Source organism: Levilactobacillus mulengensis (genome assembly GCF_003946045.1).
GTDB classification, from domain to species: Bacteria; Bacillota; Bacilli; order Lactobacillales; family Lactobacillaceae; genus Levilactobacillus; species Levilactobacillus mulengensis.
Genome location: NZ_RHNW01000003.1, coordinates 36,036 through 53,140, shown reverse-complemented (window position 1 = coordinate 53,140; position 17,105 = coordinate 36,036). Strand labels below are relative to the sequence as shown.

The following is a 17,105-nucleotide window of genomic DNA, read 5'->3' as shown; positions in this document are numbered from 1 at the left end:
AGCCATTATACCACCCGCAACCTTAACGCTTTAATTCGAGTGTTCACCACTTTAACCGTTCAGGGGACTGGCAAAAATGATATCATCGTGATATCATTAAGCTATCATCAGGAGGGCGTTATCATGGCAAAAGAAGCTCAGAAGCGTTTTCTATTACGGCTAGATGAAAGTCTATTCAAACGGGTGGCGGACGCGGCGGACGCTGATGGTCGGAGCATCAACGCCTACATCGCACAGGTCCTGGCGCGTGCGGCACCAGCGGGGAACTGGGAACAACGGCAGCTGATTGGCCGCGCCATTGCCGGGAAAGACCTGGACGTCAGATCCGGACTTGTTCTGGTTGCCGGCATTTACTATCGGTATCTGCTGGAGGCCCCGGAGAAGCCGGACAAGGACGCCAACTACACGGTCATCGAGAGTCACGGGAATATTTTAACGTTGAAAAAAATCTAGGGGGAATTGGACATGTTTGGGATTAGAATTGTTCGTCAAAATAATGAAGGATTGGTTGAGACGCTGGGGAAATACAAGCACACCGTCTTGCCCGGGATTCATTTTTATCTGCCGGGTATCCAAAAGATTCGTACCGTCAGTCTGGCGATGTCACCACTGGCTCTGCCTAACTATTCAGTTATCACCAAGGATAACGCCGACGTCTCGGCCAGCCTAACGCTGAACTACCACGTCACCAACGCCGTGAAATACCAGTACGAAAACACGGACTCCGTGGAATCCATGGCGCAACTGGTGCGGGGCCACTTGCGAGACATCATCGGGCGGATGGATTTGAACCAAGCGTTGGGGTCCACGGCCAAGATCAACCAGGAACTGGCTACGGCCATCGGCGATTTGACCGACACCTATGGCATCAACGTTGACCGGACCAACATTGACGAATTAACGCCATCCAAGGCAATTCAATCCGCCATGGACAAGCAATTGACGGCCGACCGGGAACGAATTGCTGCTATCGCTAAGGCTGAGGGGGAAGCCAAGTCCATCGAATTGACCACCAAGGCCAAGAACGATGCCTTAATGGCCACCGCGACGGCCCAAGCCACCGCCACCCGGACCCGTGCCGACGCTGAAAAGTATCGGATTGACACGGTGAACTCCAGTCTGGAATCAGCGACGAAGGAATTCTTCGAAAACCAATCGATTTCGGCCTTCAGTGACCTGGCTAACTCGCCAGCTAACGTGGTCGTCGTTCCAAGTGATCACGTCGCCGACCTAGGCCAAATTCCCGCCATTGGCGCGGCTCTGAAGACCGGACTAGCAACACCGCCAGCTGCACCGGTTAAGAAATAGAACCTAAAAATCAGCTTTTCACTGAGCGCAATACTGCGTTGGTGAGAAGCTGATTTTTCGATTCTAACATCCAAAACAATCCACAAACAATCTTTCAGATTACGTGTAGAATAAGGACAGAACTTCTACATAGAAAGGTTGTGACATCATGGTCACGCGCAAGGATATTTTTACCTACACAGAAGATAATTACGGCGTCACCCCTGAATACACCTTCAGCTCCTATCCGAAATATGCCGTCCTCAAGAATCGTCAGGGCAAGTGGTTCGGGTTAGTGATGAATGTGCCCAAGGAGAAACTCGGCCTACCAGGCAAGGAAGAGGTCGACGTGTTAGACGTCAAGGTCGACCCCGAGCTTAGCAGTATTCTCCGCAGCAAGCCGGGCTACCTCCCCGCCTACCACATGAACAAGGAGCACTGGCTATCCATCGTACTGAATCAGGAAACGGATGCGGCTAATCTATTTCAGTTGTTAGACGGTAGTTATCAAACTGTTATTAAAGACTAACTATTAATAACAAATATCTACATCTCTGATTATTATCTATCAAAAATCAGCTACTCACACAGAGTGTCACCAGAAATAAGTGGGGACAACCGGGAACCAAACTAGTATGAGCCGTGAGGGCGGTCAAAATAGGCTCAGCCAGGGGATTTACTGGTGGGGTGGCATAGCAAGGAACACCCGTAAATGGCGACTTTGAAACGCGGTTTAGGCGGTTCAAAGCGAGGTAAAAGACCGCTCCTCAGGCTTTTACCGTCCTTCCCTAGCGTTCCGGCCTATTTTGACCGCCCGGTAAGGCGCCGCAGCTCGCCAATTAAAAATTACCGGTTGACACCACCTTTTCCCGGGGGTACACTAGCCTCAATTCAATAAATCGTCCGAAACAAACCATTGAGGTGGAGATCAAGATTATCGTGCACGTCAAGAGAGCCGTCGTTGCTGAGAGTACGGCCGAACGCAGGTAGTTAAATGGACCACCGAGGGCTTCCCCGAACCATTTTGCAGTACGGGAAGACGTGCGACATACGTCAGTTGTCAGGGAAATGTTAGTTTCCTGTGAAGAGGGGCGCGGTCTCTTTTTCGGGACCCGTCTAATTAAGGTGGCACCGCGGTTAAAACCGTCCTTAACACATTGGCTGTTGAGGACGGTTTTTTGTCTACACTTTTTCCGAGGGGGATTCACCTATGCTCAAACGATGGCAACGCTCATTATTCTTTCTAACCGATAAATTCAATCATTCTGGAGGAAAAAATTATGAGTTTAGCACAACACAAGAAAGCACTCGCCCTTTGCGGCGGCATTATTCTAATCGGCGCCGGCGTCTTCGCCGTGACCGGTCACTCGCAGTCCACTAAGAAGGTCGCGCAACACCTGAACCTGTACGAAACGGCCACGATTTCCAGTCTCGACGTTGCCAAGATCACCGACAGCGTCTCCAGCAACACGCTCAGCCAAGTTGGCGAAGGCCTGTACCGCCTGAACGCCAACAGCGAGGCGCAAAATGCGCTGGCAACCAAGACGACCGTCAGTGATAGCGGCCACCATTACACCATTAACTTGCGGCACAACGCCAAATGGAGCAACGGCGACCCGGTCACGGCTCAGGACTTCGTTTACTCCTGGAAGCGGACGCTAGATCCCAAGTCTAAGTCAGAGTTCACCTATCAATTTGCGAATATCAAAAATGCCAGTGCCATCGCGGCCGGGAAGAAATCCCCCGCAACGTTGGGCGTTAAGGCCGTGGGTCAGTACCAACTGAAGATCACCCTCAGCCGGCCGGCATCCTACTTCAAGCAGATGCTGGCTAGCACCACCTACTATCCCCTGAACCAAAAGGCCGTCCAGAAGTACGGGAAGACATACGGCTCATCCGCGGCCACGACCGTTTACAACGGGCCCTTCGTCCTGAAGAACTGGAACGGGACCAGTGACAGCTGGAACTTAAAGAAGAACCCAACCTACGTCGCTGCTAAGACCGTTAAGCTCAGCAGCATCAAATATCAGGTCATTAAGACCAGCTCGACGGCCTACAACCTGTACCAGTCCAAGCGACTGGATGCGGTCACCCTCGACGGGGAACAAACCACGCAAAACAAACACAATCCGGACTTGAAGTCGTTGGCCGCTGGCCGTATCGGCTTCATTCAATACAATGAACAGAACAAGATTGCCGCTAACCAGAACCTGCGGCGTGCCATTTCCCTGGCCATCAACCGCCAACAACTCGCGGACAAGGTCTTGAAGAACGGCTCACGACCAGCCAAAACGTTTGCCATTCACCACATGATGACCAACGCCAAGACGGGGAAGGACTTTACCACCGACGCCTACGTGAAGAACACCGCCGATTACAATCCAACCTTGGCCAAGCAGCTTTACCAAAAGGCGCTGAAGCAGTTGGGCAAGCAACAGTTGACCGTCACGATTACCTGCGGCGATGACGACACCACCAAGAACGTCGCTGAATTCATCCAGAGCACGGTCAGCAGCACGCTGGGCCTCAAGGTCAACGTGTCCGCGATGCCATTTCCCTCCATGCTGAGCAACGTTTCCAAGGGGAACTTCGAGCTCAACCTGACCGGCTGGAGCATGGACAACGCCGACCCGATTCAATCCCTGCAGATTCTATCCTCGACGAACAACTCCAACATGGGCCACTACGACAACAAGACCTATGATCAGGCACTGACCAAGTCCGAAGGTGTCGACGCGCTGAACCAAACTGCCCGGTACCAAGACCTGTTAACGGCCGCGCGGACCGCCCTGCGTGACCAAGCCGTGACCCCACTTTACGAAGCGCGGACCAACACGCTGGTCAATCCCAAGATCAAGGGGGTCGTTTACAACAAGTTCAACGGGAGTCCCGATTATCAACACGCCTACGTCACTGATTAACCATTTGAAATTGCTAGGGTATTACCATTGCAGTGCCGGCCAAATACGGTATAATTGAGCTAGTAACTACAATTACACGTTTTCATAACTCAGGTGGGACCAGGGGATTTTCACGACGGTTTCACCCAGCTAAGTGAAACGTCACAGAAAGGTTCCGGAATCTATGGAAAGTCAACCCTTACGTCACGATCACTACCCGGCCTCGCAAGAAGAGTACGAAGCTGAGTTAACCGAAACGGAAAACGAATACGCTGCGCAACTCAAACAAGTTGAGGACAAGGTCCAAGGCCAAGCCGCTCGTTACCTGTTATTTGGGGCTATCTCTGTTGTCATCAACATCACCCTGTTTTACCTGTTCTACCACACGATGGGCATCGGCTATCAATTAGCCAACTTCATCGACTGGCTGATCAGTGTCCAATGCTCCTTCTGGTTAGACCGGACATTTGTCTTCAAGCACAAGTCCGACAAGCCAATGCGGGAAATGGGCACGTTCTACATGACCCGAATCGCCACGTTCCTGTTGGAAACCGTCATCCTGTTCTTGGGGATTTCTTGGTTGAACACCAACGGGACCATGACCAAGGTCATCGGCCACGCGATCGCTTTGGTTTTGAACTTCTTCCTATCTAAGAAGCTTGTGTTCAAGAACCAACCCGCTCCGGCTGATTAAATTATGATTATTTAATAAAATCCGCTCACATCCTGATTGGGATTGAGCGGATTTTTTGATTTTCTAATCTTTTAGCTCTCAACGCAACTTTTCATCTGAAACACCTATCTCGTCTAAAACTTCTAGACAACGTTTTGTACAAAAAACCACAGAGCATAATCATAGTCCCGTAAACAACCAACAAAACGCGACTATTAGTAAGCTGAAAGAGGGTTGTTCCCAGTGGTGCCCCAATTGCATCCCCAATCAAGAATCCTGACTGAGCCAATCCTAAGTAAAGAACTAGCTCATTTTTAGGAAACATCTCGTACTCGATTAACTCCTTCAAAATAAAAAAGCCGGTTCCCTCAACGGCCATCACGCCAAAAGCGACCATTGTCCAAATGGCTTGGTTCCGTTTCATCAATCCGCAGAAGATAATAATTATTCCCGAAACCGATTCAATCAGCCAAAAATAATTATCTGGACGTCTATTAAACACTGGCAATTGGAATAAAAAGGCTGATAACATGGCCACTATGCCTAAAATTGCCATCGTAAGACTCACAGACGCAACACTATAACCGACTGACCTCAAAATTGCTGGCGCTATGGGGTCAACAAGTGACGTTGCTATACCCATAAAAATAACAACACCTAAATACAATAATCCACGTACCCGATTATCTGGTAACGTGATAGCTCGTGACCGTTTCTCAATCTTAATTTCATCACTAGGAACTGAGCCCGTTGGCAACAAAATAATCCCGAGCGCCGAAGCAATCAAAATAATGACGTAGACTCTGTTACTTGCTGAAATAGCAAATAAAATCAATCCCGTCATTAACGTCGCCAATAGTGACGCTATCTGCATTAACGTGTACCGAGATGAAATGAGAAATTGCCTATCCTGGGAATTTCTATCCGCTTCCAAATATAGCCACCGTCTAATAACTAAAATTAAAATCGCAGCACCGACTCCGGAAAGACTTCCTGAGATGATTGCTACTACCCGACTTTGAAAGAACACTCTTAGGAACATACCAACCGCGTAGACAAGTCCTAAAGTATTAGCAACTTTTCTTAGGGCCACCTTTTCAAGCAAATTAGCTACTAGGAATGACAATGAGCCGGCAACTGCCATCGCTGAATACGCTAAAGAGAAATTCATCAATCGTCCATTCTGCTGAAAATACAAGATTTGGGTGTACTTGGAAATCCCCATAACGAGATAAAACAGGGTGATATATCCGAGTAATGGTTTGTACTTTTTTAGGGTACCCACATAGCGTTTGATTCCTTTCATTTTTCCACATTCTTCGGTTTGATTGCCGTGAGCCTACACCAAGATTTATATTCAGTCTAAATTTTTGTAGGATTCAATTGAGATTATTAGTTTGACTACTTTTGACTGTAGACGGATTTGTTCTAACACCAATCAAGCGTACAATGGACTTAATTCTACAACACTGAGGAGCCCACCATCATGCTAGTCTTCACCTTAACCGCCATTGGTATCTTCTTGGTTACCGACACCGACGACCTGGTCGTCTTGCTCCTGCTGTGGTTGGCCGCAGAGACACCGCGACAACGCCACCACATTGTTCTCGGCCAATACCTAGGGATTCTCACCCTGATTCTGGTCGCCTGGCTAGCTAGCCGAGGGGTCTTACACTACAACTTAGCCGAATGGACCCGCTGGCTGGGGCTAGTTCCCCTAACTTTGGGGATCACCGGTCTGTGGCGATGGTGGCACGTGCGCCACACAACCGGCTTGCCACCAGCCTTAACGCGCGTGGTCAGCCTGCCATTGGTCTGGTCGCTGACGATTGGTAACGGTGGCGACAACCTCAGCATCTACATCCCCTACTTTACGCGGCTCGACCATCCCGAGTTTGGTGGCGTTCTGGTTATTTTCCTGACCCTGATTGGCCTCTGGCTGATTGTCAGTCACCGCGTTGCCCAGTCGCCCGCCGCCAGTCACTTCTTCGCGCGGTTCGGAGCTTGGTTGTCGCCATTGCTGTTCGTTTGCGTGGGCCTCGCCATTTTACTTTAGATGTTTCACATGGAACATTTTTTCGGTTACGGCCCACCGCTGTGGTCAATTACGTTATAATTGAGGGACTAAATGCGTTTTTACGGGAGGAAAACATGGACGACGAAGGTGCACCACTCTTCACATTAGGTATCGGTCCGGACGGCGAGCCCTGGGTCAAGGCCGCGGCGGCAACGCAGACCCTCAAGGATCCGGCTGCCTACAGCACCGCACTGGGACTCTTGATCAACGAGATGCGCGACAAGCTCAACCTGACCGATGACAAGGCCTTCCATGCATTCATGGCACTGGCCCTCAAGCAGACACCGGAGAGCCCAGCCCCCCGGCAAAAACCAGCGACCACCCACGTGACCCTCTCCGGTAAAAATCTGCGGACGGGCCGGCGGGAAACACATGATATTGCGTTCGCTGATCTAATCGACGTGGCCGGCAACGAGGACGTTGTTTACCTGACACTCAAAAACACCATGATGGGCATCATCATGAACGATGCCTATCAGGCCACCAAACTGGCCATGGGCAAGCGCGACTTCAAGTATTTTCTCGACGAGGCCAACCTGACCTTCGGGCTCTACGCCTATCCCGCCGACATCAAGGCGCTACACAATATCTTTGCCTACGCCCGGCACCACCAGTTATTTACCAAGCTCGCGACCGATGAGTACACGGCGGAGGACGTGCCGGATACGCCGGCTGAATTCGACAATTTCATGCAGTCGGTCTTCGATGACATGTCGGCCGACGACCCTGACAATGGTGATGCGGGTGATAATGTGGTGCCCTTTCGACCGAAAGATTAATTTAAAATAACCAAAGAATCCCTAGGTAACGACAATTATTCGTCGTTACCTAGGGATTTTAATTTGGCCACTAATCGCCAAATCTAGCCGCAAAGGGCACCATCAGTTTGTCCAGCAATTCATGATTCAACGTAGCCTGCCACCAGTCCGCTGGCACCGGTTGGTCCGGGTGTGCGACGGACATGAGCGAGCCCGCTACCGTCGCAATCGTATCCACATCCCCACCCAGATTGACCGCAGCCAACAGCCCGGTCTGTAAGTCCTGGTAATTCAAGGCCACCCAGACCGCTGCCTCTAGGGTGTCCACCACGTAGCCCGATGTTTTAATCGCGGAAACGGGTAGCTGGCCAAAGTCAATCGCAAACAATCGCTGGTAGGCCGCCAGCTCCTGTGCCATTACTAGCTCGCCAGAAAATACCGCTAGCACTCGTGCCTGTACTGTCTTTAGCGCAGTTGGTAACGTGTGTCCCTGCAATAGTTCATGCAGGACTTCCAAATAAATGACACTGCCAACGACCGCTCGTGGATGGCCGTGCGTGATGGTGGTCATGGCGATTGACTGGCGAATGCGCTCATCAACTGGCTGTTTCGCAAGGCTAAATGCCAACGGCGCAATTCGCATCAACGCGCCATTACCATTAGCCTGTTCTGAAGCATCCCCACACTGAACCGCGGGAACGTGGTTAATGGCATGTTGGCGAACGGCATGGGCGCAGGTGCGGCCCACATCAAAGGTCACCCCCCGCGGCGTCCATTCACCAAACATCATGTAGCGTTCAAACTTATTCAACAGGTCATCGGCACTCCCTTGTTCCAAAATATTTTGAATTAGGCACAGGGTCATCGACGTATCATCCGACCAACTTCCCATCGGTTGCGACCAGGTTCCTTCACCGGTCATCCCCAGCAACTGATACTGACCCCGCTGTTTCATTTCCGCCGGGACGCCTAAAGCATCGGCAACGGCCGCCACCCGAAGACTATTTAGAATTTCTGCTTTTTTCATGGGTTCCTCCTTTGAATCCGAACGGTTCTCCCTCTAATCTACACCTAAAAAAGGGTAAACAAAAACGGCCCCTAGTCTCAGGGCCGTTCATTAATTTCTAAATCACCATCAGTACAACTTGGTACAGCAAGTAGACCCCGTAAAACATTACGACGACTCCGGAAACAATGTTGACCCACATCAGGAAGCGTTGTGGCAGGCGTTCCTTTAGGAGTCCCAGAATCAGCGTGATACCGAAGAACCAGATGGCCGTGGCCGAAACCACACCCGAGATAAATGGTGTGACTTGCGTATTGCTCAACGATCCCCGCATCGCCCCGAACATCAGACTGGTATCGATAATGGCTTGCGGATTGGCCCAGGTCACGACCCACGCGTTGATCAGGGATTTTTTCATCGGTAACAGCGTGTTGGCACTCTCTAGCTTAAAGCTCGCCGCCGACCGCAAGATGCCAAACCCAATCCAAATGACCAGTAATCCACCCAGGAACATGATAATCAGTTTAAACATTTCGTGGGCACTGATGATTGCCCCCATGCCGAAGAACCCTGCCAAAGTCAGTGCCGTATCGGCAAACCAGACCATTAATGTGACGGGCCAGGCCCGCTTCAGTGGTTGGTTGATAGCGTTGTTAAAGACGAACAAATTTTGCATCCCAATGGAGGATACCAAGGCCAGACTCAATAGGAGACCACGCAAATAAATTGCTGACATGTGAACCCGCTTTCCCTCTAGGCCTATGCCGTACTTGCCCCGAGATTTTTTCAGTATCTGACAAGCATACCAAACCTTCTGTGAAAATTAAAGAAAAACTAGAATTGTCTGAGGGCTAAATCGTTATCGGGCGTACCTTTTGACCCAAACCAGCGACTATCGCTTTTCTTCTGAATCCCTTCCCAACGACTTAGGGGTTCCTAGTAAAGTCAGTCGCCAGCAACTAGCTTAAACGTTTTCACTTGATTTTAATTGTTTTCTAATCTAAAATTCATTTAAGAGTTCCGTTAATCGCTTCCTTCTAGCTACCAGCGGAACCATCTAAACCGAGAAAGAATGCGATTAATGTGAAGAACGCAGCATCTAACACCCCATTACTGAAGACCCTTAGTCAACCTAGATGGGAAGTCCCGTTATATGCCAAAAATTGCCTTACACCACCTGACCTTCGGCTTTGATACGAATGCCAGCTTACTCTTTGATCATGTTGAATTATCGTTAGAATCCCAGTGGAAACTGGGCTTAGTCGGCCGCAACGGTCGGGGAAAGACCACGCTGTTTAACCTGTTGCGGGGGCGTCTACCCTACCAGGGCACCATTACTGGCAACCAGAACTATGTGTATTTTCCCGCCACCGTTGCTGATCCTAGCCAGTCGGCCACTGCCGTCCTGCAGGCCATTTCACCGGTCGCCGATTGGCAGCTCGAACGTGAGCTTCGCCAACTCGACCTGGACCCCGCGCGGCTCACGCAACCCTTTGCCTCGCTCTCCGGTGGAGAACAAACCAAGGCGCTCCTCGCCATTTTATTTGCTGACGACCAGGCCTACCCACTGATTGACGAGCCCACCAATCACCTCGACCTGCCCAGTCGCCAACGGGTCGCCGCCTACCTGCGGAGCAAGCGCCAGGGGTTTATCGTCGTCAGTCATGACCGCCACTTTCTCAATCAGGTGACCGACCACACGCTAGCCATCGAACGCCAGCAGGTCATTCTCTACCACGGCAACTTTGCCGTTTACGAGGAACAGAAACAGCGCCGTGACGCCTTCGAGGAGGAACGCGATGCGCGCTTGAAAAAGGAAGCCAATCGCCTGCAACACGTCGCGGTTGACCGCACCAACTGGGCCAAAATCACCGAAAGCCGCACCCATGGCAATCCTCACGAGAAAAATAGCGGCTGGGGCGCCGTTGGCAGTAGTACCCTCCCCGCGAAAATGATGAAACGGGCCCGCAACCTGGAACGTCGGCGTGACCGGGAACTTAAGGCCACCGAGGGCCTCCGCCAAAACATTGAGCACGTGGCACCCCTCACCCTGACGCCGGTCGCGACCCACTACCAGCCGCTCCTCCATGTCGCTGACTTTTCGCTGTGGTACGGCGACCGGCAGCTATTTCAGCCCATCTCGTTTGACCTCGAACAGGGTGACCGGCTCGCCATCATTGGCCCCAACGGTAGCGGCAAATCTTCCTTCCTCCACTATCTGCGGGGAACCTTTACCGGGACCGCTACCGGCGTTGCCGAGTTGAAGCCGCAGCTGTCCTTGAGCCTGACCCGGCAACTTTCAGAGGATAATCAGGGATCACTGACGGCATTTGCCACGGCCCACCACCTGGACCGCAATGCCTTGTTGAACACGCTCAAGAAGCTGGGCTTGCCGCGTGATGTTTTTCACACCCCCATCGAGCAAATGAGCATGGGGCAACAGAAAAAGGTCGAGCTCGCCCAATCGCTGATCACGCCGGCCAACCTGTTCATTTGGGATGAGCCGCTCAACTACCTTGACGTCTTCAATCAGGAGCAGCTGACCACCCTGGTGACCACGGCCAACCCCACGCTATTATTCGTGGAGCACGACCAGCAGTTTGTGACGGACGTGGCGACGCAGGTGATTGAACTAAACCCTAAATCTGGCGAGTAGATTTAGCCACTTGATGCAATCGCGTAAATTTAACTAGCAAAAGCGCCTGGGGTTGCTGTCCCAGACGCTTTTTCGCTTACTATTTTTACGCTGCCGATTTTGCTAGCAACCGGCATGACCTAATTCAATAGCCAATCCACGATATGGACAATCGGAATGCCAGCTGCTTCGCCCACGTCCATCCGATTGGCTGTAATCAAGGTCTTGGGATAGTTGTCAGCCAAAGCCTGTAGATTCCCAATCTCACGGTTATCCTTGGTAGGCAACTGCATTGTCACCTGGTAGTAGGCCACCTCGCTACCCCGTTTTGCGACGAAATCAATTTCTTGATCATCATATTTACCGACATCAACCCGGTAGCCCCGACGTAGCAGCTCCAGGTAAACAATATTTTCAATCTGATGGCCAAAGTTATCGCGATAATTACGATTCAGCGTGACATTCCGCAGCCCTGTATCAACCGCATAATATTTGGCCGTCGAGCGCAGATAATTCTTGCCCCGAAGATCATAGCGTTTGGCAGGGTAAAAAATGAAGGCATCGCAGAGTAACCCCATATAGCGCAATGTTGAAGTCGGATTGACCTTCCATCCCTCATTTTGCAAAACACCTGAAATCTTGTTACCAGAGATTGGATTACCGATTTCACTGAGCAAGTACGTTGCCACCTGCGTCAGCATCCCATCGTTTCTAATTGCGGCTCGCTCGTTCACATCACGTAACAAAATCGAACTGTAAATCCCATCGAGAACACTACGTTTGACCTCAGCATCGTCAACCAGGGCCACAGCTGGGAATCCACCCTCTGTCACATAATCATTGAAAGCCAATTCAAGTGGCTTAGTATTTTTCGTGAATTGTAAAAACTCTTTAAAAGACAACGGGTAAATCGGAATCTCAATCATCCGGCCAGTCAGTAAGGTCGCAAGCTCACCTGACAGTAAGGATGCGTTAGAACCAGAGACATAGATGTCTGCATCAAAATCAACCCGAAAGCTATTGATGGCATCCTCCCAGCCAACCACTCGCTGAACCTCATCGAAAAATAAATACATCTTTCGGTGAGCAACCACGTGTTCCGTGACATACTGATACAACGCTTCTTTGGTGAGTAGGTGCTGATACTTCATGGATTCAAAATTGATAAAGATAATCTGATTGGACGCAATCCCGCTTTCTTGCAGGTAATCGCGAAACATCCGTAGTACAAAGGTCTTCCCGGATCGCCGAACACCGGTAATAACCTTAACAAATTCCGTATCTTGATACTTTTTCAATCGATCCAGGTAAAGTTGCCGAACGACCATGTGGATCACCTCTAATTCATTTTCTTCAATTATACTTGAAGAAAATGGTAAATCAACGTATTTCTTCAAGTATACTTGAAGAAAATAAAAATTAACCATAGTTCTTCAAGTATGTTTAAAGAACTGTCAGGAAACCTGACGTGAACCAGTCACTGGATTGCCACCCTATTCTCCCAACGTCGTTCGTAATACCGCCAACACTTGTTTCTGAGTTGGCGTCAACACGTGAGAGTCACGGTAAACGATGCTGGCAATAAACTTTGGTTGAGCATCATCCAGCAGTTCCAGCTGAACCACGTCGTCACGGTGCTGGGCGCCAATGGCTGTGAGGAAGGTCACGCCAACATTTTGGGCGACCAAGTTCATGATGACGTGGGTGTCGTTGGCCCGGAAGACCACTTCTGGTCGAAAATGGTTGCGTCGTGTGAACTGATTAAAGGCCGTGTTGTGGACAAAGCTACTATCGAATAGAACGAACTTTTCGTACTTCAACTCACTGAAGTAAATGCGCTGCCGTTTAGCTAGGGGGTGATCCGCTGCCACAAAAATGCGAAACGGTTGGCGGTCAAATTCCTCGGCCACTAGCGATTTATAGCTTAGGGGTGCCGTGGACCCCAGCAACGCTAGGTCAGCTTGACCGTCCCGCAACGCCTGCCGCAACCACACCGACCCGCCCTCCAGCGTTTGGAGGTTGGCCAGCATCCCCTGTGCCTGCAAATGGGCCGCCACCCGGGGGAAGTAGTGATTTTCAATGATTGGGGGCAGTCCTAATACGGTCTGATCCTGCGTCAGATGCGTGATCTCTTGGTGCGTCAGGTCAAGTTCGGCCAAAATTGCCCGCGCATGAACCGCCAGCTGCTCCCCGCTAGCCGTCACGACCAAATCGTTACGCGTCCGGTCGCGCAGCACCAATTTAGTCTGAAATTCCGCCTCCAGCCGTTTGATAGCCATGGTAATCGTCGGCTGGGTCACGCCAAAATCCTGCGCCACTTTGGAAAAGTTTTTGGCCTGGGTTAAATCTGAAAAATAGGCTAAGTCTTTCGTGTTCATATTTAGTCCCCCTAATATCAACGTTTGTAGACCTATTATAAATTATTTTTATATCAACTGCTATGTTTGACTATAACTAGCCTGGCCACCTATAGTAGGACTTGTAAAGTTGAAGCAGTGATTAACGTTTAATGTCAGCAACGTTAGTTAATCAATCCATGATAGCAATCATGAATTAGCCATCTAATCATCAAACATCTAATACACACTGACGAGTTAACCCCTGTCGGTCACAGGACTAGGGACAATCAGCTAGAACTGTCCTAGTGACCAGAGGCGAATCAAAGCGACCAGCTGTGTCGGTGGTCTTGGCAGGAGCTTTACCTGCCTAGAGCACGGGACGACCTTTGAGACCGCCTTTTGGCTCAAAGTCGAGGCGGAAGCCCGCTTCTCAGGCTGGAACCGGCCCCACAGCAGGGCACTTTGAATTCGCCGTCGGGAACGAACACCACAGCGTTCCGGCTCAGTTTTCACCGGTCCGGAGGCGACATGTTTAACCCAACAAATTGAAATTTGGAGGAAAAATCATTATGAACTCAACAGCTAGCATTTTAAATAACCCCTTCTTAAACAAGGGTACCGCCTTTACCACGGCCGAACGCCAAGCCCTCGGCCTCGTCGGCACCCTGCCGAGCCATGTCCAAACGCTGGACGAACAGGCAACCCAGGCCTATGCCCAATATCAAAGTAAGGCCAACAATCTTGAAAAGCGGCTCTTTTTAATGACCATTTTTAACGAAAACCGGACCTTATTCTTCAAGCTGATGGCCGACCACGTGGTGGAATTCATGCCCATCGTGTACGACCCCACGGTAGCCGACGCCATTGAAGAATACAGCCACCTGTTCACGGACCCACAAAATGCGGTCTTCATTTCCGTGGACGATCCCGACAACATCGAAGCAACGCTGAAAAACGCCGCTGACGGTCGGGACATTCGCCTGGTCGTGGTCACCGATGCCGAAGGAATTCTGGGCATGGGCGACTGGGGTGTCAACGGGGTCGACATCGCCGTGGGCAAGCTGATGGTGTACACCGCCGCGGCTGGTATCGACCCGGCCCAGGTTCTGCCCGTCAGTATTGATGCTGGGACCAACAATCAAAAATTGCTGGACGACCCGCTGTACCTGGGAAACCATCATCGTCGCATGGCCGGTGACGACTACCTCGCTATTATTGATAAATTTGTGACCGCCGAACGCAAGCTGTTTCCCGAATCCCTGCTACACTGGGAGGACTTCGGTCGTGGCAACGCGCAGGTCATTCTCGATAAATACCAGGACCAATTTCTCACCTTTAACGACGATATCCAGGGAACTGGGATGGTTGTGCTCGCCGGTATTCTGGGTGCCCTCAACATTTCTCACGAAGCAATCACCGATCAAAAATTCGTGACGTTTGGTGCCGGGACCGCCGGCATGGGGATTGCCAACCAGATTCTCGACGAACTCATGCGGGCCGGCCTATCCGAGGCCGAAGCGCGTAGCCATTTCTACGCGGTCGACCGTCAGGGCCTGTTGTTCACCGACACCCCTGACCTGACTGCCGCCCAACGGCCATTTACGCGTGACCGGTCCGAATTTGCCAACGCCAACGAACTCACGAGCTTAGCCGCCGTAGTCCACACGATTCACCCAACCGTTCTGATTGGGACATCGACGCAACCGGGCACGTTTACCGAGGCCATCGTCAAGGATATGGCCGCTCACACCCCACGGCCAATTATTTTCCCACTGTCTAACCCCACGAAGCTCGCCGAGGCGACCGCAGCTGACCTGATCAACTGGACGGACGGTCAGGCGCTGATTGCCACCGGAATTCCTGCCGGCGACGTGGACTACCAGGGCACGACCTACCACATTGGCCAAGGCAATAACGCGCTGATGTACCCCGGCCTGGGCTTCGGCCTGATTGCCGCCACGGCCAAGGTCTTGAACGGCGAAACGCTTTCCGCCGCCTGCCACGCCTTGGGCGGTCTGGTCGACGCCAGCCAGCCCGGTGCCGCGGTCTTACCCCCCGTTGACCAGCTGACGACCTTCTCCCAGAAGCTGGCCGAGATTGTGGCCCAAAGTGTTCTGGATCAGGGCCTGAACAAGGAACCCATTAGCGACGCCAAACAGGCCGTGGCTGAAATGAAATGGGCCCCCGTTTACCCTGAAAATAACTAACCTTAGAAATCCACATAACCGCAACTCGGCTCTGTTCAGAGGGCCACCGTTGCAAAAAAGATTGACCTCAGTTCGCTGAGATCAATCTTTTTTGGTGCATACTACTTTGTTTAGCGAGAAATAAATAACGTTATAGCAAAACATTTAAATGCTGATATGGAGGGCTTTCAGGCGGTTATTTGTCCCAACTCTGTTACACTGAATTTCGTAGAGAAGTTAATGACGACCGGTAAATCTAATTGTAAGGGACTGGGGCTTATGACGTGAGTTGTAAGAGCGTTTCACCATACCAAACGAAAGGAGGTTGCCTTGTCTTGGATAGCGGTCACGTTACTTGACCTAGTCGCTTTTGGCGTTGTTCTGATATCGCTCTGTACGCTGTTGGTACACCGATTGACGAGCCTCGTTAAGGCTATCGTTAAGTTGCAAAAGACGTGGCATGAGTTTAAACATCCGGACAAATAAAAATCGTCCTCTAAACTTTCAACGGGTTTAGGACGATTCTTGTTCGCTATAAAACTGTTGGTCGTGAATAACGACTCTGCCATTGGCGGGGGTGCTCCAACACCCTCGCCTTTGTTGCGTTCAGTATACCATGAGAAGCTACTGATTCCCAACAATTAAAATCAGGTCCTACCCATCTCGACAACAAGTCACCAAACCTTCACATTTCTAACAATTCCCTCAGTGTCTTCAACGCCCGGTGATTTTGATGAGTTGAGTCGGCCTATATTTGAGTCGCACACTACCTTGATTCATCCCTAACCAAAACAACGCCAGCCCTAGCCACTAGTGACCAAGCTAGCGTTGTTTCATGTGAAACATTCTATTAACCTAATACGTGGTCACCACGGCCGACATGATCTGCCAATTGCCAGCAACCTGTTGAATTACCATCTCCGTGTTCAACGGCCACGCATACTTACCACTGCCATGAATGCTGGCAGTGACGCGGTTCTGCCCAACTAATTGCCAGCCCGCCGCGGTCGGTTGCATCGTCACGTGTTCTTCCTCGGAGGCAAAGTAACGCATCGTGCCCTGGTCCAGCTCCCGCAACCATTCCGCCCGTGGCTGAACGTAACCGGTCATGTGCGTCAGCGTAAAGTCTGGCCCCAGCAAACGGTCCAACACCGTTGTATCATCGGCGGCCATGGCGGTATTGTACGCGCGGTACAAATTTAATATAAATTTGGCAGAATTCCCTTGTTTTCAAACAAGGGATG

15 protein-coding genes are annotated in these 17,105 nt (G+C 50.9%); 9 read left to right on the top strand and 6 right to left on the bottom strand.

What is annotated here, in order from left to right; all coding sequences use genetic code 11:
- The first annotated feature begins 123 nt into the window (after positions 1–123).
- The 5 genes from EKM84_RS04150 to EKM84_RS04130 all read left to right on the top strand — a co-directional run bounded on the left by EKM84_RS04150 (position 124) and on the right by EKM84_RS04130 (position 4,881).
- The gene (locus tag EKM84_RS04150) at positions 124–453 is read left to right on the top strand and encodes a toxin-antitoxin system HicB family antitoxin (protein WP_125763977.1); all 330 of its coding nucleotides are present in this window, start codon (positions 124–126) and stop codon (positions 451–453) included.
- Positions 454–465: 12 nt separating this feature from the next.
- Positions 466–1,308 (top strand): SPFH domain-containing protein, encoded by an 843-nt coding sequence (locus EKM84_RS04145; protein WP_125763975.1) that lies wholly within the window; start codon positions 466–468, stop codon positions 1,306–1,308.
- 148 nt (positions 1,309–1,456) lie between these two features.
- A complete protein-coding gene (locus EKM84_RS04140) occupies positions 1,457–1,816 on the top strand; it encodes an MmcQ/YjbR family DNA-binding protein (RefSeq protein WP_125763973.1) in 360 nt (119 codons plus the stop codon).
- A 751-nt stretch (positions 1,817–2,567) separates the two neighbouring features.
- A complete protein-coding gene (locus EKM84_RS04135; protein ID WP_125763971.1) occupies positions 2,568–4,208 on the top strand; it encodes a peptide ABC transporter substrate-binding protein in 1,641 nt (546 codons plus the stop codon).
- A 163-nt stretch (positions 4,209–4,371) separates the two neighbouring features.
- Positions 4,372–4,881 (top strand): GtrA family protein, encoded by a 510-nt coding sequence (locus tag EKM84_RS04130; RefSeq protein WP_125764413.1) that lies wholly within the window; start codon positions 4,372–4,374, stop codon positions 4,879–4,881.
- Positions 4,882–4,972: 91 nt separating this feature from the next.
- Here the strand turns inward: EKM84_RS04130 and EKM84_RS04125 are convergent, their stop codons facing one another.
- The gene (locus EKM84_RS04125) at positions 4,973–6,166 is read right to left on the bottom strand and encodes an MFS transporter (RefSeq protein ID WP_125763969.1); all 1,194 of its coding nucleotides are present in this window, start codon (positions 6,164–6,166) and stop codon (positions 4,973–4,975) included.
- A 180-nt stretch (positions 6,167–6,346) separates the two neighbouring features.
- Here EKM84_RS04125 and EKM84_RS04120 point away from each other — a divergent pair, with 180 nt between their 5' ends.
- Positions 6,347–6,916 (top strand): cadmium resistance transporter, encoded by a 570-nt coding sequence (locus tag EKM84_RS04120; RefSeq protein WP_125763967.1) that lies wholly within the window; start codon positions 6,347–6,349, stop codon positions 6,914–6,916.
- Positions 6,917–7,011: 95 nt separating this feature from the next.
- Complete coding sequence (locus EKM84_RS04115) at positions 7,012–7,716, top strand: hypothetical protein (protein WP_125763965.1); 705 nt, start codon at positions 7,012–7,014, stop codon at positions 7,714–7,716.
- Positions 7,717–7,786: 70 nt separating this feature from the next.
- Here the strand turns inward: EKM84_RS04115 and EKM84_RS04110 are convergent, their stop codons facing one another.
- Complete coding sequence (locus EKM84_RS04110) at positions 7,787–8,722, bottom strand: ADP-ribosylglycohydrolase family protein (protein WP_125763963.1); 936 nt, start codon at positions 8,720–8,722, stop codon at positions 7,787–7,789.
- A gap of 97 nt (positions 8,723–8,819) precedes the next feature.
- The gene (locus EKM84_RS04105) at positions 8,820–9,437 is read right to left on the bottom strand and encodes a LysE/ArgO family amino acid transporter (protein WP_125763961.1); all 618 of its coding nucleotides are present in this window, start codon (positions 9,435–9,437) and stop codon (positions 8,820–8,822) included.
- A 417-nt stretch (positions 9,438–9,854) separates the two neighbouring features.
- On the opposite strand from EKM84_RS04105, the gene abc-f reads away from it, so the two are divergent.
- Positions 9,855–11,357 carry a ribosomal protection-like ABC-F family protein gene (gene abc-f / locus EKM84_RS04100; RefSeq protein ID WP_125763959.1) on the top strand — a complete coding sequence of 501 codons (1,503 nt, stop codon included), beginning with the start codon at positions 9,855–9,857 and terminating at the stop codon, positions 11,355–11,357.
- A gap of 119 nt (positions 11,358–11,476) precedes the next feature.
- On the opposite strand, the gene EKM84_RS04095 is transcribed toward abc-f, so the two are convergent.
- Both EKM84_RS04095 and EKM84_RS04090 read right to left on the bottom strand, forming a co-directional pair.
- Positions 11,477–12,664: an ATP-binding protein gene (locus EKM84_RS04095; protein WP_225418136.1), complete on the bottom strand. Its 1,188-nt coding sequence runs from the start codon at positions 12,662–12,664 to the stop codon at positions 11,477–11,479.
- A gap of 165 nt (positions 12,665–12,829) precedes the next feature.
- Positions 12,830–13,714 carry a LysR family transcriptional regulator gene (locus tag EKM84_RS04090; RefSeq protein ID WP_125763957.1) on the bottom strand — a complete coding sequence of 295 codons (885 nt, stop codon included), beginning with the start codon at positions 13,712–13,714 and terminating at the stop codon, positions 12,830–12,832.
- 530 nt (positions 13,715–14,244) lie between these two features.
- Between EKM84_RS04090 and EKM84_RS04085 the strand changes: the two genes are divergently transcribed.
- Complete coding sequence (locus EKM84_RS04085; RefSeq protein WP_125763955.1) at positions 14,245–15,882, top strand: malolactic enzyme; 1,638 nt, start codon at positions 14,245–14,247, stop codon at positions 15,880–15,882.
- Positions 15,883–16,716: 834 nt separating this feature from the next.
- On the opposite strand, the gene EKM84_RS04080 is transcribed toward EKM84_RS04085, so the two are convergent.
- Positions 16,717–17,058 (bottom strand): nuclear transport factor 2 family protein, encoded by a 342-nt coding sequence (locus EKM84_RS04080; protein WP_125763953.1) that lies wholly within the window; start codon positions 17,056–17,058, stop codon positions 16,717–16,719.
- Between the last annotated feature and the right edge of the window lie 47 nt (positions 17,059–17,105).